General features: G+C 59.4%; 18 protein-coding genes. 15 read left to right on the top strand and 3 right to left on the bottom strand.

Annotation, left to right across the window (positions count from 1 at the left end):
* The first annotated feature begins 1 nt into the window (after position 1).
* From trxB to FGL65_RS13065, 8 genes are all read left to right on the top strand, one after another.
* On the top strand, positions 2-925 hold the full coding sequence (gene trxB / locus FGL65_RS13100) for a thioredoxin-disulfide reductase (RefSeq protein ID WP_147821622.1): 924 nt from the start codon (positions 2-4) through the stop codon (positions 923-925).
* 24 nt (positions 926-949) lie between these two features.
* Positions 950-1,672 carry an outer membrane protein assembly factor BamD gene (locus tag FGL65_RS13095; RefSeq protein WP_187170388.1) on the top strand — a complete coding sequence of 241 codons (723 nt, stop codon included), beginning with the start codon at positions 950-952 and terminating at the stop codon, positions 1,670-1,672.
* A 51-nt stretch (positions 1,673-1,723) separates the two neighbouring features.
* A complete protein-coding gene (locus tag FGL65_RS13090; RefSeq protein ID WP_147821621.1) occupies positions 1,724-2,593 on the top strand; it encodes a histidinol dehydrogenase in 870 nt (289 codons plus the stop codon).
* Positions 2,590-4,641: an elongation factor G gene (gene fusA, locus FGL65_RS13085; RefSeq protein ID WP_147821620.1), complete on the top strand. Its 2,052-nt coding sequence runs from the start codon at positions 2,590-2,592 to the stop codon at positions 4,639-4,641. The genes FGL65_RS13090 and fusA overlap by 4 nt, the downstream gene beginning before the upstream one ends.
* Before the next feature lie 3 nt (positions 4,642-4,644).
* Positions 4,645-5,169, top strand: a complete 525-nt coding sequence (locus tag FGL65_RS13080; protein WP_250645490.1) for a DUF2062 domain-containing protein — start codon at positions 4,645-4,647, stop codon at positions 5,167-5,169.
* Between the two features lie 295 nt (positions 5,170-5,464).
* Complete coding sequence (locus FGL65_RS13075) at positions 5,465-7,417, top strand: methyl-accepting chemotaxis protein (RefSeq protein WP_250645489.1); 1,953 nt, start codon at positions 5,465-5,467, stop codon at positions 7,415-7,417.
* Positions 7,418-7,561: 144 nt separating this feature from the next.
* Positions 7,562-9,706 carry a chemotaxis protein CheA gene (locus tag FGL65_RS13070; RefSeq protein ID WP_147821618.1) on the top strand — a complete coding sequence of 715 codons (2,145 nt, stop codon included), beginning with the start codon at positions 7,562-7,564 and terminating at the stop codon, positions 9,704-9,706.
* A 24-nt stretch (positions 9,707-9,730) separates the two neighbouring features.
* Positions 9,731-10,804, top strand: a complete 1,074-nt coding sequence (locus FGL65_RS13065; protein WP_147821617.1) for a protein-glutamate methylesterase/protein-glutamine glutaminase — start codon at positions 9,731-9,733, stop codon at positions 10,802-10,804.
* On the opposite strand, the gene FGL65_RS13060 is transcribed toward FGL65_RS13065, so the two are convergent.
* Positions 10,801-11,139 (bottom strand): DUF190 domain-containing protein, encoded by a 339-nt coding sequence (locus FGL65_RS13060; RefSeq protein WP_147821616.1) that lies wholly within the window; start codon positions 11,137-11,139, stop codon positions 10,801-10,803. The genes FGL65_RS13065 and FGL65_RS13060 overlap by 4 nt on opposite strands.
* A gap of 43 nt (positions 11,140-11,182) precedes the next feature.
* Positions 11,183-11,560, bottom strand: coding sequence for a fluoride efflux transporter CrcB (gene crcB / locus FGL65_RS13055; protein WP_147821615.1), 378 nt, complete (start codon positions 11,558-11,560; stop codon positions 11,183-11,185).
* A 47-nt stretch (positions 11,561-11,607) separates the two neighbouring features.
* Between crcB and FGL65_RS13050 the strand changes: the two genes are divergently transcribed.
* From FGL65_RS13050 to FGL65_RS13030, 5 genes are all read left to right on the top strand, one after another.
* Positions 11,608-12,204 (top strand): class IV adenylate cyclase, encoded by a 597-nt coding sequence (locus FGL65_RS13050; protein WP_147821614.1) that lies wholly within the window; start codon positions 11,608-11,610, stop codon positions 12,202-12,204.
* Between the two features lie 77 nt (positions 12,205-12,281).
* Complete coding sequence (locus FGL65_RS13045; RefSeq protein ID WP_147821613.1) at positions 12,282-12,596, top strand: ATP-dependent Clp protease adaptor ClpS; 315 nt, start codon at positions 12,282-12,284, stop codon at positions 12,594-12,596.
* A gap of 5 nt (positions 12,597-12,601) precedes the next feature.
* On the top strand, positions 12,602-14,926 hold the full coding sequence (gene clpA / locus FGL65_RS13040) for an ATP-dependent Clp protease ATP-binding subunit ClpA (protein ID WP_147822760.1): 2,325 nt from the start codon (positions 12,602-12,604) through the stop codon (positions 14,924-14,926).
* Positions 14,927-15,015: 89 nt separating this feature from the next.
* Complete coding sequence (gene aat / locus FGL65_RS13035; RefSeq protein WP_147821612.1) at positions 15,016-15,714, top strand: leucyl/phenylalanyl-tRNA--protein transferase; 699 nt, start codon at positions 15,016-15,018, stop codon at positions 15,712-15,714.
* A gap of 73 nt (positions 15,715-15,787) precedes the next feature.
* A complete protein-coding gene (locus FGL65_RS13030; protein ID WP_147821611.1) occupies positions 15,788-16,789 on the top strand; it encodes a PEGA domain-containing protein in 1,002 nt (333 codons plus the stop codon).
* 42 nt (positions 16,790-16,831) lie between these two features.
* On the opposite strand, the gene FGL65_RS13025 is transcribed toward FGL65_RS13030, so the two are convergent.
* Complete coding sequence (locus FGL65_RS13025; RefSeq protein WP_147821610.1) at positions 16,832-17,311, bottom strand: hypothetical protein; 480 nt, start codon at positions 17,309-17,311, stop codon at positions 16,832-16,834.
* Positions 17,312-17,397: 86 nt separating this feature from the next.
* On the opposite strand from FGL65_RS13025, the gene uvrB reads away from it, so the two are divergent.
* Both uvrB and FGL65_RS13015 read left to right on the top strand, forming a co-directional pair.
* Positions 17,398-19,398, top strand: a complete 2,001-nt coding sequence (uvrB, locus tag FGL65_RS13020; protein ID WP_147821609.1) for an excinuclease ABC subunit UvrB — start codon at positions 17,398-17,400, stop codon at positions 19,396-19,398.
* A gap of 6 nt (positions 19,399-19,404) precedes the next feature.
* A complete protein-coding gene (locus FGL65_RS13015) occupies positions 19,405-20,439 on the top strand; it encodes a potassium channel family protein (RefSeq protein ID WP_250645488.1) in 1,035 nt (344 codons plus the stop codon).
* Positions 20,440-20,446 lie beyond the last annotated feature (7 nt).

Genomic DNA, 20,446 nt, shown 5'->3' with positions numbered 1-20,446 from the left:
AATGAACATTTACGACGCCGTAGTCATTGGGGGCGGTCCGGCAGGAATGACGGCTGCCCTTTACCTTTTGCGGGCCGGGGTAAAAACCCTTTCCATCGAGAAGATGGCCCCTGGCGGGCAGATCCTCATGACCGAGGAGATCGAGAACTATCCGGGCTTCCCTTCGGGATTGAAGGGGTATGAGCTTGCGGACAAGCTTTCCGCGCATCTCGAGGATTACCCGCACGACAAGATCATGGACGAGGTCCGCGAGATCAAGGTGGGAGATCCCGTACACGAGATTACCGTGGGCGACGGGCAGGTTGTGGGCGCCAAGTCCATTGTCCTTGCCACGGGCGCGCGGTACCGCAATCTGGGCGTTCCCGGGGAGCAGCGTCTCGTGGGCAAGGGGGTTTCCTACTGCGCCCTGTGCGACGGAAACTTCTTCCGCGACAGGGTCGTGGCCGTGGTGGGCGGAGGTAACTCGGCCCTGGAAGAGGCTCTGTACCTCTCCCGGCTGGTGAAGAAGCTGTATCTCATCCATCGCCGCGACGAGTTCCGTGGGGCGCTTTGTTACCAGAACAAGTGCTTTACCCACGAGAAGATCGAGATTCTGCGCAGTACGGTTGTGGACGAAATTGTTGGTGATGCCGAGGTGCAGAAGCTTGCCCTCACCAACGTCAAGACCGGTGAGAAGAGTTCCCTCGACGTGGAAGGCGCTTTTATTTTCGTCGGTTTCGAGCCGGTCATGAGTTTTGTTCCCGATGCCGTGGAAAAGAATGTTCATGGCATTGTGACCGACGTTGAAATGTGTACCAACGTACCCGGTATTTTCGCCGCGGGCGATATCCGGGCCAAGATGTGCCGTCAGGTCGCCACTGCCGTGGGCGACGGTGCCACTGCCGCCACCTCTGCCTTCTCCTACCTTGAGCAGCTTGGCGACTAACTTGTGAGGCCTATATTGAGGCGAATGAAGCAATATACAGCACTCGTGCTGCTCGTGGTCATGCTCTCCGGGTGTGGCCTCATCGACTATTACTTTTTGCCCCCGCCGGAAGATACCGCTCAGGAACTTTGGGAAGCGGGCATGGATAGCATGCAGGAAAAGGAGTATCTGGAAGCCCAGGACTTCTTCGTCAAGCTCAAGGACAAGTTCCCCTTCAGCCCGTATACGCTGAGGGCAGAATTGGCCTTGGCAGACGCTTACTATCTGGACACCAAGTACATGGAGGCCGTGGACGCCTACAAGGAGTTCGAGGCCATGCACCCCACCAACGAGAGCATTCCCTATGTTCTGTTCCAGGTGGGCATGTCCAACTACAACATGTTCAAGGGCATCGACCGCAGGCAGGACAACATCAAGGAAGGACTCGAGTATTTCTATCGCGTGGAGCAGTCCTTTCCCGAGTCCGAATATGCGGAACAGGCCCGTGTCTACATCCAGAAGAGTCGCCGGATATTGGCCGAGCACGAGCTGTACGTCGCCGACTTCTTCTGGCGGACGGACCGGTACGGTCCCGCCTGGCATCGCTACAAGTACGTGGTGGAAAATTTTTCCGACGTGCCGGACCTGCGCGACTACGCGCGGCGGCGCGCCGAGTACGCCTACTTCGAGTACCAGAAGACATTGGCGGACGAAGAGCGCATGCGCATCCAGGAAAGCTGGCTGCTATGGCTCAAGAACTGGTTGTAACTTGAAACTCGAAGCGGCCCACGGGGCCGCTTTTTTCGTAAGGACAGCCCCATGAGCTTTTCTTTTCCCGACTGGCTGGAGCCACACCTTCTTGATGACGCGGTCATGGGCGAAGCCTATGCCTCGGTTCCCGACGAGCGACGCGCCTTGCTCAAGACTTCCATTGCCCGGCTTTGGGAATGGTACGGGCCGTCGTGTTGTACGGCGCAGCGCCTTGAGCGCCTCTTCCGGGGCGGTTTTACTGCTGCGGAGATGCGTTCTCCGGTCGGCTTTGCCGTGTTTGTTTGCGGCGCGGACATGAACTCCCCGGCGCAGTTGCTGGCCGCATTGGTGCCGGCCATTGCCGCGGGAGTCCTCCATATCCTCGCCGTGAAGCCGTGCGGGACTGGCTGGACGCAACCCCAGCTGGTCGGCTTGGAGCTGGCCGGTGTCGAAATGGTCGCCGAACTGGATCAGGACACGTTGCAGCGGCTCCTGCGGGAGCTGGCGCAGGGGGGCGAATCCGGCCGGCTGGTGTATATCGATGCCGAAGATGCCGTGTCCCAGGTCGGAAAATGTTCTCCGGGCGTGCTCTCCCTGAATTTGGGCAAGGCTGCCGCCGTCGTTCGTCAGGGTGAGGGGGGCAACCGGTTTGATCTGGATGCGCTGGCCTTTGCGCAGGCCGGTACGCGCATGACCTACTTTGGGGATGCCTCGGACGTTGACGATTCTGTTTTTTCTTGCGCGGACAGGGAGTTCGAATATGCTTTGACGCAGGACGCCTCTGTTGCCTTTCTGCCTGCAGGGGATCATTCCCGGGCTGCCGCGCATTTTTCCGCAGTGATGGGCCCTGGCCATGAATCGAGTTGGATCTGGACCGAAATAGACGCGAACACATTTGTGGACACCAGAGTGACCTGGTCTGACGGAGAAGAGTCGTGAGCAAAAGCAAGAGCCCCTCGAAAAAGAATCTCGAACAGCTGCGCAATATCGGCATCATCGCCCATATCGACGCGGGAAAAACCACGCTGACCGAGCGGATTCTCTATTATTCCAAGAAGATTCATCGAATAGGGGAGGTCCATGAGGGCACGGCGACCATGGACTACATGCCCGAAGAGCAGGAACGCGGCATCACCATCACTTCCGCAGTGACCACCTGCGAGTGGCACAATCACATCATCAATATCATCGACACTCCCGGTCACGTGGACTTCACCATTGAAGTGGAGCGCTCCCTGCGTGTGCTGGACGGCGCTGTCGGCGTCTTCTGCGGTGTCAGCGGCGTGGAGCCCCAATCCGAGACCGTCTGGCGCCAGAGCCAGAAGTACAAGGTGCCCAAGCTGGCCTATGTGAACAAGCTGGACCGCCTGGGGGCGGATTTCGAGGCCGTGCTGGAGTCCATGGTGCAGAAGCTCGGGGTCAACCCGCTTCCCCTGCAATACCCGGACGGTCTGGAACAGGACCTCAGGGGGGTCTTCGACCTTGTGGAGATGAAGCGTCTGGAATTCGACCTCGAATCCAAGGGCGAGAAGTTCGAGGTGTTCGACCTTACCGGCGAGGAGGCCGAGCGCCTGGCCCCGTGGCGGGAAAAGCTGCTTGAAACCGCGGCCGACTACGACGACGAACTTCTGGAACTCTATTTCGCCGGGGAGGACATCCCGGTCCAGTCGCTGCGGGAGGCCATCCGCAAGGCCACCCTTGATCTGGCCGTGGTGCCGGTGCTGTGCGGCTCCGCCCTCAAGAACGTGGGCGTGCAGCCTGTGGTGGATGCCGTGTGCCATTATCTGCCCAGTCCGCTTGACGTGCCCCCGGCAACCGGCGTTGATCCGGAAACCCGGGGTCCCAAGTCCTTTGAGGTCGGAGGCAAGGAGCCCCTTTCCGCGCTTGTTTTCAAGGTCAGCATGGATTCCGGCCGCAAGCTGGCCCTCATGCGCCTGTATTCCGGTTGCATTGAGGCCGGTGAGGTCGTCTACAACGTGACCCAGGGACAGGAGGAGCGTGTGGCGCGTCTGTTCCGGCTGCACGCGGGCAGGAAGGAAAAGCTGGACGCGGCCTATGCCGGGGATATCGTCGGCGCTGCGGGCATGAAGTACGCCCGCACCGGGGATACGCTTTGCCTCAAGGACAACCAGTTGGTCCTGGAGCAGATCGAGAACTACAAGCCGGTCATCTCCCTGGCCATTGAGCCTAGGAATTCGGACGAGGCGGACAAGCTGGAGGAGGTGCTGGAAAAATATCTTCTCGAGGATCCGACCCTGGAATCCAAGACCGACGAGGACACCGGACAGGTTATACTTTCCGGCATGGGCGAACTGCATCTGGAGATCCTTCTGGAGCGGCTTCGTCGCGAACACAAGCTTGAGCCGAGGACCGGCAAGCCCCAGGTGGTCTATCAGGAAACCATCAGCGGGAAAGCCTCTGCGCAAGGCGAATTCAACCGCGAACTCGGGGAGGTTATGCACTATGGGCAGGTGTCCCTGGCCGTGGAACCCATTGCCCGGGATACGGGGCGGGAGGTTTCCTTTGAGCTGGATGTGGAGGCCTGGCCCGAGGCCTGGTTGAACGCGGCGCAGGAGGGCATTGAGGATGCCTTGCAGAGCGGCGTCATGAAGGGATACCCCGTGCAGGACGTTCGTGTGCGTATCCTGAGCATGGAGCGGAAGGACGGGGAGTCCAGTGAGGCCGGTTACCGCATGGCTTCGGCCATGGCCCTGCGCGAAGCCTTGAAAAAGGCCGCCCCCAAGTTGCTTGAACCCATCATGTGGGTGGAAATCGGCGTCCCCGGAGATTTCGTGGGTGATGTCATAGGTCTGTTGGGCGCCAAGGGTGCCAAGGTGGAGAACATGGTCGACAAGGGCGGCCAGAAGGTTGTGGAAGCCCTTGCCCCGCTGGGCAGACTGTTCGGTTTTTCCACGGAATTACGCTCCGCCACTCAGGGGCGGGCCGGTTTCATGATGAAATTTTCCCGTTTTGATATTCTGGAGTAGTTTGTGCCCGAATCCAAGAATGGCGCCCAGAGTGCCCTCAAGAGAAATTCCAGGGAGCTTGGATGGTGGGAGCGCGGCAAGCGCGCCTCCAAGTACTGGTACCTGCGCGTCATGCGTCAGAAATCGACCCCCAAGGAGTTGGCATTTTCCCTGGCGTTGGGAGTGTTCATCGGGGCCATGCCCATCATTCCCTTTCAGTCCGTGGTGGTGATCGCATTGGCGTTTCTCTTCAAGGTGCCCAAGTTCGCCGCCTGGCTGGCGACATGCTATTCCAATGCCTTCACCATGGCGCCGTTTTACTATTTCCTCTACCTGGTGGGCGTGTTCTTTCTGCCTCTGGACGCCTCGTTCGATCCTTCCAAGCTGGACATGGTGCAGATGATCGAGGCGGGCTGGCAGTTTTTTACCGTCATTCTCGCCGGAGGCCTGATCTTCGGCATTCCCGCGACCATCCTTACCTACGTGGTTTCCCTGTTTGCCATCCGGCGTTTCCGTCGCCGCAGGGCCATGCGCATGTTCCGTCGCTAATCAAAAAACGCAAGAGACTAATTGCAATGTGATTATTCCTGTGCTGAGATTGAAAACAGGGCTGAATCAGCGTAATGATTGGTAGAACCCGTTTGTCTTTTCGACGACGTTCTCGAGTAACCCTGGGTGCCTCAGCAAGGATGTACACATGAGCAAAGTGTCCGTATTCAGTCGTGGCGGTTTCCGTTCGTTTCTATTTGGCGTTTTGATTTGTGCTGTTTTTTCGGCGGCATATTTTTTAGGAAATACGATTCTGCCTTTTTACACCGCCCTTGGCCTGGGGCTTGTCCTGGCCTTGTGCGGCGTTTTTTTTGCCCAACCCTCCCTTTCCCGGATTCACGATGCCCTGGAGCGGTTGGACTCCGAAGAGGGGCGCGCCGAATTTGACGAGCTCGCGGAAAAGGCCGGATTGGCCGATGTAGTCAAAGGAGTGCGGGAACATTACGAGCGGGAAAGGGATCGGGAAATGCTGTTCCACAACGCGCTCCGGGTGCTCGGCAACCAGGTCATCGTCTGCAACGGTGACGGAAAGATCATGCTTGCCACCGAGTCCGTGCTTGGAATGCTTGAAAAGCCCATGACCCAGATTCTCGGTTTCACCGTCAGCCAGGCCTTTTACAACACCCAGGGCCAGTCGATTACGGAAAAGGTTCTCAAGGACGGAAAAGGGGTTGATGCGGTTACGGACATCACCCTCTGGAACGGCAAGGTTGTTTCCGTCCAGTTGTACGCCCGGCCCATCTATGATTCCTCGGACAAGATCGTGGGCGTGGTGACCTCCTTCATCGACATGAAGGATTCGCTGCAGCAGAAGCATGACCTTGAGGATCAGCAGAAGCGCATGGTCGAGGTCGCGGGCGAGGTCAGCACCCTGGCGGAACGGGTTGCCTCGGCGTCCGAGGAGATGTCGGCCTCGGCGGACGAGCAGGCCCGGGGAGCGCAGAAGCAGAGCCAGCAGACCGATACCGTGGCCACTTCAATGGAAGAGATGACCGCCACGGTGCTGGAAGTGGCGAGCAATGCCTCGGCCACCTCCCAGGCCGCGGAGGAAGCGCGTGTTTCCGCCGGGGAAGGCGTGGAGATGGTCACCCGGGCCGTGGACGCCATCAACAATGTTTCGGTTTCCGCAGGGCAGCTTGCCGAGGTGGTGGAGCAGCTCGACAGCCAGGCCGAGGAGATTGGCCGCATCATCAACGTCATCAACGACATTGCCGACCAGACCAACCTGCTGGCGCTCAATGCCGCCATTGAGGCCGCCCGTGCCGGTGAAGCCGGACGGGGCTTCGCTGTGGTTGCGGACGAAGTCCGCAAGCTGGCCGAAAAGACCGTGACCGCCACCAAGGAGGTGGAAACGGCCATCCATACCATCCAGGAGCGTTCCGCCCATGCCATGTCCTCCATGGCGCGCACCGAGAAGCAGGTGGAGGAGAGTACCGACCTTTCCAACAAGGCCGGTGAGGCCCTGGAACAGATCATGGCCCGCATTGAGGATATGGTCGGCAGGGTTTCCCAGATAGCCACGGCTGCGGAGGAACAGTCCGCGGCGGCCGAGGAGATCGGCAAGAGCATCGAGGAGATCGCCATGGTCGCCAAGGAGGCGGACGAGGGCGCCGGCCAGCAGGCTTCGGCCACCCGGGATCTTGCGGAACTGGCCCAGCAGCTTCTTACCGTGGCCATGGATTTCCGGAGTGCGGACAAGGGCGGCGTGAAGCTGCGCGAATCCTCCGGCCAGATGAAAGGTATTTTGCCCAAGTTAACCCAGAAATATGTGGAAGAGAAATTCGGACAGGAAACCTTCCAGGCCATGCAGGCGGAAATGGGGGATCCCGTGTTCCTGCCCACGGCCAGTTATCCTGACGGTGTGATGAAGCAGATGGCCGAACAGGTGGTGGAACGGAAAGGTATTTCCGAGCGTGACTTTTTTCTGGGGCTGGGACGTTTCACGGTGGGCGAGTTCTACAAGATGTACAAGCGCTACTTCAAGGACGAGACCCTCAAGCAGTTCTACATGCGCATGAACGATGTTCACGCCCAGCTCACCGAGGAGCATCCTGGGATTACTCCGCCCAATTTCACCTACGAGGACAAGGGCAACGAGCTGTTCATGAACTACCGTTCCTCCCGGGGGCTTTTCGATTATTTCGAGGGTATTTTATGGGGCGCTGCGGAATTCAAGGGCGAAAAGGTCGAAATTACGGTCAAGCCATTTGATGCGGAAACCGCGCGCGCTGAAATCAAGTTTTTGTAAATTATAACACTGTTCGGCCACAATCCGGCCTATAACAGGGTAGTCATGTAGCGCGTAATATGTAGTACTGCGAATAGATGCGGTGAAAGGCGTTGGGAGAAAACTGAGAGCAGCAATCGGAACGGCCCACAGGGGAGTTCGTACATGTCTGATGATCTGAACCGACAGATATTCAAAGAAGAGGCCTATGAACTGCTTGGCGAGCTGGAAGGTTCGCTGCTGGAGCTCGAGGAGAATCCCAAGGATCTTGATCTGGTCAACAGGATTTTCCGGGCTTTGCATACCATCAAGGGCTCCGGGTCCATGTTCGGGTTCGAGGATATCGCCGAATTCACCCACGAAGTGGAAACCGTCTTCGACATGGTTCGTTCCGAAGAGCTCAAGGTGACCACCGACCTGTTGAATCTTTCTTTCCAGTCCCGCGACCATATCCAGAAAATGCTCGATAATGCGGATGCCGGCGAGGTTGTGGATCCCGAAGGCATGGCGAACATCCTGCGCGGTCTACAGCAACTTGCCAGTGGAGAGGCTGTTTCGGACGAGGCCGCCGCTCCCCCCGAACCCGAGGCCGAGGCTCAGCCCGAAACCGTACCCGCCGAGGAGGCTGTCGCCGCCGGAGGGGACCATTCCTACCTGATCAAGGTGGTGCCGCAGGATGCGCAGGGGGAAGAGGAAGAGAATTACGAACCCCTGTTCGAGGAACTGCGGCGTCGCGGTGAATTCCGTATTCAGACCCGTCCCACGGATGTTCCCGAAGCCGACGAGGCCTTTTGGGAGTTCCGGCTGGATACGGATCGGGACAAGGACGCGATCAAGGACATTTTTCTGTTCACCGACCTGAATATCCGTGTGACGGTTGAAGACTACAAAGAAGAGGAGGTTTCGCCGGCGACCGAAGTGCCGCTTGTGGAACATGGCGATACCGACGAGGAGCCCCCCAAGATTGGAGAGATACTGGTCGAGGAAGGCGCCGTAGGCCCGGACGATGTAAAGGACGCCCTCAAGCAACAGAAGCCCATCGGGCAGATACTGAAGGAATCCGGAAAGGTGACGGACGAGCAACTCAACAAGGCGGTCAGCAAGCAGACCAAGGCCATGGAATCCAGCAAGGCCAAGAAGCAGCAGGAGGCGGTTTCCAGCATTCGCGTGGCCGCCGAGAAGCTCGATTGGCTGGTAGATCTCGTGGGCGAACTGGTCATTGTTCAGGCCCAGATTACCCAGGTGGTCAGCGAACGGAACGATCCCGTCCTGACATCTCTTTCCGAGGAACTCGAACGACTCAGCGACGAACTGCGCGATTCCACTTTGGGCATCCGCATGCTACCCATCGGCACTTCCTTCAGCAAGTTCCGTCGGTTGGTCAGGGATCTTTCCGCCGAGCTTGGAAAAGAGATACTTCTTTCCACCAACGGTGCGGAAACCGAGCTGGACAAGACCGTCATAGAGCGGCTTGGCGATCCCTTGGTGCACCTGCTGCGCAACAGCATCGACCACGGCATCGAGTCTCCCGAGGAGCGCAAGGCCCTGGGGAAGATGGAGGAGGGCATGATCCTGCTTTCCGCCGAACATTCCGGCGGCGAGGTGCTGATCCGTATCACCGATGACGGAAAGGGCATGGACCCGGACGTGATCCGCGCCAAGGCCGTGGAGCGCGGCATGATCACCGCGGATGCGGAAATGACCAACAAGGAGCTTTTTAAGCTCATCTTCGAACCGGGATTCTCCACCGCCAAAAAGGTCACCAACGTTTCCGGCCGGGGGGTTGGCATGGACGTGGTCAAGCGGGCCATCGACTCCCTGCGCGGTTCCATAGATATCGACAGCATGCTCAACAAGGGGACCACCATCACCATCCGGCTGCCCCTGACCCTGGCCATCATCGACGGCCTGCAGGTCCGGGTGGGTGATGAGTTCTACGTCATACCGCTTTCCCTGGTGGAGGAATGCGTTGAACTGAAACGTTCCGAGATAGAGGAAGGCGAAGGAGGACAGACGCTTCTCCACCTCCGGGGCGAAATCGTCCCCTATATCCATCTGCGCGATTTCTTCATGGTGGAAGGGGAGAATCCGCCCATCGAGCAGATCGTCATTACGGGCGTGGAGGGAAGCCGTGTCGGTATTGTGGTGGATACGGTCATTGGCGAACATCAGACCGTTATCAAGAGCCTGAGCCGGGTTTACAAGGACGTGGAAGGGATTTCTGGCGCGACCATCAAGGGGGATGGTTCCATCGCACTCATTCTCGATATTCCCAGTCTGGTGCGTCAGGTCGTGGTTGAGACGGTTTGAGAATCATGCTGAACGGAGAGCACAATGGGCAAGAAAATTCGTGTTCTGGTTGTGGATGACTCCGCAGTGGTGCGGCAGACGCTCACGGATATATTGAATTCCGACCCCAATATCGAAGTCATGGCCAGTGCCGTGGACCCGTTTGTCGCCGCAGAGAAGATCAAGCAGGAAGTTCCCGATGTCATCACCCTGGACATTGAAATGCCCCGAATGGACGGGCTGACCTTCCTGAAGAAGATCATGTCCCAGCATCCCATCCCCGTGGTGATCTGTTCCTCCATGGCCCAGAAGGGGGGCGAAAATGCCCTCAAGGCTTTGGAATACGGCGCCGTGGAAATCATCACCAAGCCCAAGGTGGGCACCAAGAAATTTCTGGAGGAATCAAAAATCCGCCTGTGTGACGCGGTCAAGGCCGCGGCCATGACCAGAGCCAAGAAGATCAAGGTCCCGGCCAAGCCCGTTCAGGCCCAGCCCAAGCTGGATGCGGACGCAGTCATTCCCATGGGCAGGCCCCAGGCTCTGACTACCACGGAAAAGATCATGCTGGTGGGGGCCTCGACCGGCGGCACCGAGGCCTTGCGCGTCTTTCTGGAGCAGTTGCCCGTCAACAGCCCTCCCGTGGCCATTGTCCAGCACATGCCCGAGCATTTCACGGCGGCTTTCGCCAACAGGCTCAACGGCATTTGCCAGGTGACGGTCAAGGAGGCCCAGGATGGCGACGCCATGCTCCGGGGGCAGGCGCTCATTGCTCCCGGCAACAAGCACATGCTGCTCAAGCGCAGCGGGGCCAAATATTATGTGGAAGTGAAGGACGGCCCCCTGGTCTCCAGGCATCGTCCCTCGGTCGATGTGCTGTTCCGTTCCGGGGCCCGTTTCGGGGGAAGGAACGTGGTGGCCGGAATCATGACCGGTATGGGCGATGACGGGGCCAAGGGCATGCGTGAGCTGCACGATGTGGGTGCGTACTGCATTGCCCAGGACGAGGCCTCCTGTGTTGTCTTCGGCATGCCGCAGGAAGCCATCAAGATGGGCGGTGTGGACAAGATCCTTGCCCTGGAGCGGATTGCTCCGGAGATGATCCGGGTGTGCGGAACCTAACCGGCGCTGTGCCGGTACATGAGCACTTCCACGGGTTCTTTTGTCACCAGGCCTTCCTGGATCAAGCCGTCGAGCTTGGGCAGGAAGGCTTCTATTTTTTCGCTGGAGTCCACGATCTCTATGACCACGGGCAGGCCTTCGGACAGGCGGAGGATCTTGTTGCTGTGCACCAGGCTGTTCGCACCGTAGCCGCTGATGCCGCGCAGGGCGGTGGCCCCGGCCAGCCCGTCCTTGCGGGCTTGCTCGATGATGACGTCCATGAGCAGTTTTCCCGCATGGCGGTCGTTTTCACCGATGAAGATGCGCAGTCGTTCGGCCTTGTTGGGAAGTTGCATGCTCGCCTCCTGAAGGTGCGGTTGTTTCTCTGTCCTGTTTTCCCTACAACATGCGGCCGAGGGCTATGCCCAGCAGTACGAGAATTAGCCCGGCCACGCTCTGGCCCGCGATGTTGAGAGTCGCCTGCAAATATTGCGAAAGCTTGACGAGGTTGGCAGTTTCAAACATGTACGTGGAGAAGGTGGTGAACGCGCCCATGAATCCGCTCAGAAGGAGCAGGCGCAGGTCGCCGCCCAGGCCGATGCGGTTTTCCATGTATCCCCAGACGGTTCCGAACAGGAAACAGCCGAGCATATTCACGGCAAAGGTTCCTGCGGGGAAATTGGTGCCCGCCAGACGCTGGGCCACTCCGGAAAGCCAGTAACGGCAAAGGGTGCCGCAGGCGCCGCCCGCGGACAGCAAGAGTATTTTTTTCAACATTTTGATTGCCTCGGACAACCTCATACCAGCCATGCGGGAGAAAGCAAATGGCTTTGGAAATGGAACTCAAATACGTTGATGTTGATTTTGCACGGGTTCGCGGCCTGCTTCAAGGGTTTGCAGCCCGGTCCATGGGGCGTTATTTTGAAGAAAATCTTGTTTTCGACGACAGGGAGCGTTCCCTCAAACGCAAGGGCATGTTGCTCCGTTTGCGTTTGAAAAGGGGGCAGGCGGTTCTGACGGTGAAAAAGCCGCCCCAGGTGGAGACGGACCCCAGGCTCAAGGTTTTCGAGGAGCTGGAAACCCCGGTTCACGATTTCGCCATCATGCGGGCCATTCTTGAATCCCTCGACTATTCGGTGGCCTTTGCCTATGAAAAGGTCCGCGAGAAGTGGGAATTGGAAGGCGGCTTTATCTGCCTGGATACCCTGCCGTTCGGTGATTTCGTGGAAATCGAGGGGGACGAGAAAAGTGTGCCCCGGTGTGCAGGCGTGCTGGAGCTTTCCCCGGAGCAGGCGTCCCGGGAAACGTATCATGGCCTCAACCTGGCTTTTCGCCGGGAGCGGGGAATGGAAGCCGACGAGAGCTTTCTCTTTTCGCCGGAGAAAAAAAGTGAATTGTTGCAGCAAATAGGCAAAGAATAATAGTAGACACTCGACAGCGGAAACGAACAATCCTATATTGGAACCTAGGGTGAAAAGGCCTTGGCGGAGTTGAACAGATGAGCGAACCATATACCGGTGATCAGCACCAGCCGGATATTCTGGATGAACAGGAGGTGCAGGAGCCGCGCAAGTACAAGGTGATCCTGCATAACGATGATTACACCACCATGGATTTCGTGGTGGAAGTGCTCATGAGGGTCTTTCGAAAAAGCGAGACCGAAGCCACCATCATCATGCTGCAGATCCACAACGAAGGGTATGGAATCTGCGGTCTCTTTACCGCCGAAGTGGCGGAAACAAAGGTGGACATGGTCCACCGCCTTGCAAAAAGTGCGGGTTTCCCGCTCAGATGCACGATGGAAGGTGAATAATGACGATGCTGAGCAAGGGGCTTGAAAATGCTCTTACAGACGCCGTGAATGAGGTCAAGCGACGTAATCACGAATTTCTCACCCTGGAACACCTGCTCTATGCCATTTCCCGCGAGGACAACGGCAAGGAAATCCTCACTTCCTGCGGGGTGGAGGTGACCAAGCTGCATGACCAGTTGAGCGCCTTTTTCCGCGACAACATGGAGGCGCTGCCCGAGGATACGGAGACCGAGGTCATCCAGACCCTGGGCGTGCGCCGGGTGTTGCAACGCGCCGTGTGGCAGAAAAAGGCCGCGGGCAAGGATATCGTGGAAGTGGGCGACGTGCTCGCCGCCATGTTCGATGAAGAGGATTCCTACGCGGTCTATTTCCTGCGCACTCACGACGTCTCCCGCCTGGACGTGCTGGACTACATCTCGCACGGCATGCACGAAACCCAGGAGTGGAGCAGCCCCTCGGCCGGCGAACCCGAACCCAAGCCCGCCAAGGAAAGTCCGTCCTCCCGTCCTGGGGACCAGAAGAGCCCTCTGGAGGAGTACACCACCAACCTGACCGAACGCGCCAGGAAGGGGCTTGTGGACCCGCTTATCGGGCGCGAAGAGGAAATGGAGCGCGCCATCCAGGTGCTGGCCCGCCGCCGCAAGAACAATCCCATCTTCGTGGGCGATCCCGGCGTGGGCAAGACCGCCATGGCCGAGGGCCTGGCTCTGCAGGTGGTGCAGGGGAAGGTGCCCCGCAGTTTCCGTGACGTGCAGATCTACGCCCTGGACATGGGGGCACTGCTGGCCGGGACCAAGTACCGTGGTGATTTCGAGGCCCGCCTCAAGGGCGTGCTGAGCCAGCTCAAGCACCACGAGGACGCCATCCTGTTCATCGACGAGATCCACACCATCGTGGGCGCGGGCTCCGTGAGCGGGGGCAGCATGGATGCCTCCAATATCCTCAAGCCGTTCCTGGCTTCCGGGGATATCCGCTGCATGGGTTCCACCACCTACGAGGAATACAAGAATCATTTCGAAAAGGACCGCGCCCTGTCGCGCCGGTTCCAGAAGATCGACCTGCCCGAGCCCAGCGTGCCGGAAACCCTGGAGATCCTCAAGGGCCTCAAGTCCTACTACGAGGAATTCCACGGCGTCACCTACAGTCATTTTGCGCTCAAGGCCGCGGCCGAGCTCGCCGGGCGTCACATCAACGATCGCTTCCTGCCGGACAAGGCCATCGACGTCATGGACGAGGCCGGAGCCCAGTATCGCCTGTCCGGGCGGCCGCGCAAGAAGGACAGGATCTCGGTGCAGGACATCGAGAAGGTCGTGGCCCGCATGGCCCGCATTCCGGCTCGCCGCCTGACCGTTTCCGACAAGGGACGTCTTCAGCATCTGGAGGACGATCTCAAGGCCGTGGTTTTCGGCCAGGACGAAGCGGTCAAGACCCTGGCCGGGGCCATCAAGCGCTCCCGCGCGGGTATGAAGCAGTCCGGCCGTCCTGTGGGCAGCTTCCTGCTCACCGGTCCCACGGGCGTGGGCAAGACCGAGTTGGCCCGTCAGTTGGCCGGCACCCTCGGGGTCGGGTTTCTGCGCTTCGACATGAGCGAATACATGGAAAAGCATGCCGTGGCGCGGCTCATCGGCGCGCCTCCGGGCTATGTGGGATTCGATCAGGGCGGCCTGCTCACCGAAGGCGTGCGCAAGCAGCCGCATTGCGTGGTGCTCTTCGACGAGATAGAAAAGGCCCATCCCGATGTGTTCAACATCCTGCTTCAGGTCATGGATTACGCCACGCTGACCGACAACAACGGGCGCAAGGCCGATTTCCGTCATGTAATCCTGCTCATGACCTCCAATGCCGGGGCCTGGGAAATGTCCAAGGGCCAGATTGGTTTCCGCCGCGACGAGGAGGGCGACCGCAAGGACGGCGCGCTTAAGGCCATCGAAAAGTTGTTCAGCCCAGAGTTCCGCAACCGCCTGGACGCCACCGTGCCGTTTGGTGCGCTGACCCCGGAGGTCATGGAAATGATCGTGGACAAGTTCATCGGCGAACTGAACGATCAGCTTGGCGAACGCCGTGTCCGCGTGGACCTGACCAAGGCCGCCCGCAGGCGGCTTGCCGAACTGGGCTACGACCCGGCCTTTGGCGCACGCCCCATGGCCCGCGTTATCCAGGCCGAGGTCAAGGACGCCATTGCCGACGAACTGCTGTTCGGAAGCCTCATGAAGGGCGGTGTGGCGACCATGGATGTTGTCGGAAAGGGTAAATCAAAGAAGAAGATTCCGGCCGGGGGGACTTCCCGGGAATTCATCTTCACCTTTGACGCGTCCGGCAAACAGGATTGAGAATCCGGCTAAGACAATTGCAGGCGGCCCATGGGGCCGCCTTTTTCATGGCGCGTTTCATGTGTGATCAATAGCAACAACGGCGGAACATGGTGATTTACAGGCTTTTTGAGGAACCGGTCTTTCCGGACCCGGAGGACGCAGAACCGGACGGGCTGCTTGCCGTGGGCGGCGACCTTTCCGTTACCAGGCTGCTCACGGCCTATGCCAACGGAATTTTTCCCTGGTATTCGCCGGATTCCCCCATTCTCTGGTGGTCCACCGATCCCCGGCTGGTGCTGTTTCCCGAGGACCTGCACGTGCCCGGGAGCCTGCGGCGCGTCCTCAATCAGCGCCGTTTCGATTTCACCATGGACAAGGATTTCAGGGGCGTGATCAACGGGTGCGCGCGGACGCCGAGGCCCGGCCAGGACGGCACCTGGATCGTGGACGAGATGGTGGAGGCGTATTCCCTGCTGCACGACATGGGCTTTGCCCACAGTGTCGAGGCCTGGCTGGACGGCAAGCTTGTGGGAGGCGTGTACGGCGTCTCCCTGGGCAGGGTCTTTTTCGGTGAGTCCATGTTCTATGCCGTCCCGGATGCCTCCAAGGCCGCCTTTGTCATGCTGGTCCGCCAACTCTGCAGATGGGGCTTCCGGCTTATCGACTGCCAGCAGACGACCGAGCACCTGTTGCGTTTCGGGGCCGTGGAGTTGCAGCGCCCGGATTTCATCGACCGCGTCCGCAGGTCCATAGACGAGGACGAGCCGCGTGAGGGCCGCTGGCGTTTCGACTGGCAGCGCGAATAATATCATGTCGCTTGCGCGTCCCGGGTGGTAAAAGGCCTTCTGCCTTTAACTCAACCTGATTTGCGAGGAGCGCATGAAGATTTCCCATTCGATCGTTGCCGGGATCCTGCTGTTGAGCGGACTCATGGCGGGCTGCCAGGCACAGGTGTTTACCCAGGCCGTTCCGGTTTCCTCCAATCCCATGGGGGCCGATCTCTACGTGGACGGCAAGATGGTCGGCCAGACCCCCACCAGCGTCGAACTGGAGCGCAACCGGGATCACATCCTGACCTTGAAGAAGGAACAGTACAGGCAGGAGGATGTGATCATCAAGCGCAAGTACCAGCAGGAAAAGGTGACCATGAATGCCGTGAGCGAGGGCCTTCATGACGCCAATTTCTTCAAGGACGACTCCATGGGCGTCATGTCGGGCGTCAATTCCATTCAGGAACAGGAGCAGAGCGGCGAGGCCTATGTGCTAACCCCCTCTGCGGTTTCCGTGGCCCTAACCCCACAGGCCGGGACTCCCGCCGCTGCCCAGGCCGCCAGTGAGCTGCCCACGTTGGCGACTCTCTCCTCGTTTGATCAGCAGGTCGTCGGCCGCATTCTGGAACGGGAGAAGTCCGGCAAGTCCCTGACCTGGAAAAGTCCTGACGGCGGCATTGAATTTCACATGACCCCCGAAGCCGCCCTCGATCGGGCGGACGGCTGGCATCGGCCGTTCCTGCTGACCGCGACGCGCGGCGGTCGGACCCAGGAAATGCGGGGCGAGGCGTTGCGCGAGGGGGACGGGCACTGGAGAATCCTGACGCCCGAGGAACTTTCCGCCCTGCAGGCCGCCGAGCCTCCCACGTATGACGGTTCCTCCTCCGGTGCCCTGAAGGGGGCCGCCAATGCAGCGGCCGCGGCGCTTCCATCGGTGGGCAAGGACTGGAGCTCTTCGCATGAGTCCTCCCATACCTCGGTTTCCGGGGACGGCAGTTCCATGACCAAGACCACCACCGAGACCAAGACTTCGGTGGGTGTTCATGTCAATCCCGCCCAGTTGCTGGAAGGCTTGGAATCCCTGGAGGGAGATGGGGGAGACGGTCAATAGGGCCCGGACAAGAAGACGAGGGGCGGCCTGGGGCCGCCCTTTCTATTCCTCCGCCACGATGGGACGGTGCTGGCTCAGGTCGTAGAGCCCCTTGAGCGGGATCTCCAGTGAATAACTGGGGATTTTTTCAAAGACGATGAAGCCTATGTTCTTTCCTTCCGCCACGCTGGAAAGCGGGGGGAGTCCCGCCGGGATCGGAAAGGAGAGCGTGGCGGCGTTGATACTCGTAATCCTTGTGGAATACTGGCCTTTCAGGTAGTTGATGATGGTGTCGCGCTCCACTTCGGTAAAGGCCTCCAGAACGATGTTTTTACATTCCGGGGCATCGGAGCCGGGACGCATGGCGTCGGGGGCCAGCAACGACTTCCAGTCGAAATGGGTTTCCTCGCCGGAAGGCCAGTGCGACCGGAACAGGTGGACCTCCACGTTGCGCCGTCCCTTGAAGGTCTTGATGGTCATGGACAGGACGTGGGCGCGGTCGACCGGTAATGGTTTTTCGAGCGGGGGAATGGTGATGTTCATGCTGTGCTCCATGCTCAAGTTGCAGGATATTCCACCGTCATCATACGGGAAGTGACTCCCGCATACAAGAATGTTTCAGGAAGGACATGCCGGATTTCAAGCTTGTCACCGAATATGATCCCACAGGGGACCAGCCCGAGGCCATCGATCAGATCGTCGCCAACATCACGTCGGGCGTGCGGGACCAGATTCTGCTCGGCGTCACCGGGTCGGGGAAGACCTTTACCGTGGCCAACGTGGTGGCCCGGCTCAACCGTCCGGCCCTGGTGCTGGCCCCGAACAAGACCCTGGCCGCCCAGCTCTACAGCGAGTTCAAGTCCCTGTTCCCGCACAATGCCGTCGAATATTTCGTCAGCTATTATGACTACTATCAGCCGGAAGCCTATCTGCCGCGCACCGATACCTATATCGAGAAGGATTCCTCCATCAACGACGACATCGAGCGTCTGCGCCATGCCGCCACCCATGCCCTGCTGACCCGGCGGGACGTGCTCATCGTGGCTTCGGTCTCCTGCATCTACGGCCTGGGATCTCCCGAGTACTACGCCAAGATGTTCATCCCCGTGGAAGAGGGGCAGGCCATGTCCATGGAGTCCCTGCTGGAACGGCTGGTGGAGGTGCATTACGAGCGCAACGACTACGACCTGCACCGCGGGACCTTCCGGGTGCGTGGGGACGTGGTGGAGATCATTCCCGCCTACAATCGCGAGGTCTCCCTGCGCATCGAGTTCTTCGGCGACGAGATCGACTCCATCTGCGAGGCCGATCCGCTCACCGGCGAGGTCAAGACCAAGCTCCGCAAGACCGTCATCTATCCGGGCAGCCACTATGTCACGGACCGTGACAACCTGAACCGGGCCATGGACGACATTCGCGACGAACTTCAGGTGACCCTCGCCACCATGAAGAAGCGGAATCGGCTGGTGGAGGCCCAGCGCCTGGAACAGCGCACCATGTTCGACCTGGAGACCATCGAGGAGATCGGCTATTGCAGCGGTATCGAGAATTATTCCCGGCATCTGGACAACCGCAAGGCCGGTGAGCCTCCCGCGACCCTGCTGGACTACTTCCCGGACGATTTCCTGATTTTTGTGGACGAATCCCACATCAGCATCCCCCAGGTGGGCGGCATGTTCAACGGCGACCGTTCGCGCAAGACCACTTTGGTGGATTTCGGTTTCCGGCTGCCTTCGGCTCTGGACAACCGGCCGCTCAATTTCGAGGAGTTTCTGGAGCGCATCGGCCAGGCCGTCTATGTTTCGGCCACTCCCGGCACGTGGGAACTGGACCGGGCCCAGGGCCTGGTGGCCGAGCAGATCATACGGCCCACCGGCCTGGTGGACCCGCAGCTCGAGGTTCGCGCCACCGCCGGGCAGATCGACGACCTGCTGGAGGAATGCAAGAAGCGGCAGCAAAGGAACGAGCGGGTGCTGGTGACCACGCTTACCAAGCGCATGGCCGAGGACCTCAACGATTACTTGAACAAAATGGGCGTGCCCTCGCGCTACCTGCATTCGGACATAGACACCCTGGAACGCATGGCCATCATCAAGGCCCTGCGCGAAGGGGAGTTCTTCGTGCTGGTGGGCATAAATCTCCTGCGGGAAGGGCTTGATATTCCCGAGGTTTCACTGGTAGCAATGCTGGATGCGGACAAGGAAGGGTTCCTTCGTTCCGTCCGTTCCCTGATCCAGACCTTCGGCCGCGCCGCGCGCAATGCCGAGGGACGGGTGATCATGTATGCGGACCGGGTGACCCGATCCATGCGCGAAGCCATGGACGAGACCGAACGGAGACGCGCCAGGCAGCTTGCCTACAACGAGCAGCATGGTATTGTGCCCCAGACCATCCGCAAGAAGATGGACAATCCGCTGGCCGCCATTTCCGGCGCGCCGGACGATGATCTCATCGCCAAGGCGGCCGAGGATTTCACCCGTTACGAGGGTGATCCAAAGCGGATGGAAAAGGAGATACGCCGGATGGAGCGGGAAATGCGCGATGCGGCCAAGGAACTGGAGTTCGAACGGGCTGCGGAACTGAGGGACCGCATAGAAATCATGCGCGAGCGGCTGATCAAGCTCGGGTAGGGTGCCATGATCAAGAGCTTTCATCAGAAAATGCTGGGGCTTCGGGCCAGGATGGGAACCTACTGGAGCATGCTGCTCGGTGCGGTTTTCAGCATCGTCGTGGTTATTACCGGCATCGTGGGCTACATGGTCATCGAGGGCTGGGATTTTGTCAGCGCCTTCTACATGGTGGTCATTACCCTTTCCACGGTGGGCTTCATGGAGGTGCACCAGCTTTCCGATGCCGGGCGTATCTTCACCGCGTTTATGATCATCGGCGGCGTGGGTAGTTTCTTGTACATTGCGGCCGCCTTTTCCCAGGTGCTGGTGGAAGGTCGGCTTCAGATACTTTGGGGGAGACGGAGAATGATGAAGGAAATCGGCAAACTCAAGGACCACTTCATCGTCTGCGGCTATGGCCGCATCGGCAGCATCGTGACACAGGAGATCATGGGCGAGGGCTACTCCGTGGTGGTCATCGAGCAGAATCCGGAACTCATCGAGCGCATGGAGCAGGAGGGCGTTCTCTGTATAGAGGGTGATGCCACCAGTGACGCCGTGCTGCTTTCCGTGGGGCTGCTCCACGCCCGTTCGCTCATCAGCGCCCTGACCTCCGAAGCGGCCAACGTTTATGTGACGCTCACGGCCCGCCAGCTCAATCCCGACATCAATATCATCGCCAGGGCCGGGGACAAGTCGCATATCGCGCGTCTGGAGCTGGCCGGGGCCAACCGCGTGGTCCTGCCGCATTTCATTGGCGGCATCCGCATGGCCCAGAGCGTGCTGCGGCCCACGGCCACCAACTTCGTGGAACTGGCCCTGCGCGGCGGCATTGACCTCCAGATGGAAGAGCTTTATGTCTCGCCGGACTCAGAGCTGGTGAGCAAGGATCTCATTGAATCCCAGATCCGGCCCCGGTTCAACCTGATCATCATCGCCATCAAGAAGGCGAACGGCGATATGGTTTTCAATCCCGGGCCCAAGGAAATCATCCACTCGGGCGATACGCTGCTGGCCGTGGGCAAGAAGCGGGATCTGACCGCCATCCAGGCCATTTTGTAACCTTTCA

The sequence above is a fragment of the Salidesulfovibrio onnuriiensis genome, assembly GCF_008001235.1.
Lineage (GTDB): Bacteria > Desulfobacterota > Desulfovibrionia > Desulfovibrionales > Desulfovibrionaceae > Pseudodesulfovibrio > Pseudodesulfovibrio onnuriiensis.
This window is presented reverse-complemented; position numbering and strand designations above follow the sequence as displayed.

Bases quoted from the DNA above. Each gene is read 5' to 3' on its own strand.
- uvrB (WP_147821609.1), top strand. From the start codon at position 17,398: ATGCCGGATTTCAAGCTTGTCACCGAATATGATCCCACAGGGGACCAG.
- FGL65_RS13050 (WP_147821614.1), top strand. From the start codon at position 11,608: ATGGCTTTGGAAATGGAACTCAAATACGTTGATGTTGATTTTGCACGG.
- FGL65_RS13030 (WP_147821611.1), top strand. From the start codon at position 15,788: ATGAAGATTTCCCATTCGATCGTTGCCGGGATCCTGCTGTTGAGCGGA.
- FGL65_RS13070 (WP_147821618.1), top strand. From the start codon at position 7,562: ATGTCTGATGATCTGAACCGACAGATATTCAAAGAAGAGGCCTATGAA.
- FGL65_RS13090 (WP_147821621.1), top strand. From the start codon at position 1,724: ATGAGCTTTTCTTTTCCCGACTGGCTGGAGCCACACCTTCTTGATGAC.
- FGL65_RS13015 (WP_250645488.1), top strand. From the start codon at position 19,405: ATGATCAAGAGCTTTCATCAGAAAATGCTGGGGCTTCGGGCCAGGATG.
- clpA (WP_147822760.1), top strand. From the start codon at position 12,602: ATGCTGAGCAAGGGGCTTGAAAATGCTCTTACAGACGCCGTGAATGAG.
- aat (WP_147821612.1), top strand. From the start codon at position 15,016: ATGGTGATTTACAGGCTTTTTGAGGAACCGGTCTTTCCGGACCCGGAG.
- crcB (WP_147821615.1), bottom strand. From the start codon at position 11,560: ATGTTGAAAAAAATACTCTTGCTGTCCGCGGGCGGCGCCTGCGGCACC.
- FGL65_RS13025 (WP_147821610.1), bottom strand. From the start codon at position 17,311: ATGAACATCACCATTCCCCCGCTCGAAAAACCATTACCGGTCGACCGC.
- FGL65_RS13095 (WP_187170388.1), top strand. From the start codon at position 950: ATGAAGCAATATACAGCACTCGTGCTGCTCGTGGTCATGCTCTCCGGG.
- FGL65_RS13045 (WP_147821613.1), top strand. From the start codon at position 12,282: ATGAGCGAACCATATACCGGTGATCAGCACCAGCCGGATATTCTGGAT.
- trxB (WP_147821622.1), top strand. From the start codon at position 2: ATGAACATTTACGACGCCGTAGTCATTGGGGGCGGTCCGGCAGGAATG.
- FGL65_RS13065 (WP_147821617.1), top strand. From the start codon at position 9,731: ATGGGCAAGAAAATTCGTGTTCTGGTTGTGGATGACTCCGCAGTGGTG.
- FGL65_RS13060 (WP_147821616.1), bottom strand. From the start codon at position 11,139: ATGCAACTTCCCAACAAGGCCGAACGACTGCGCATCTTCATCGGTGAA.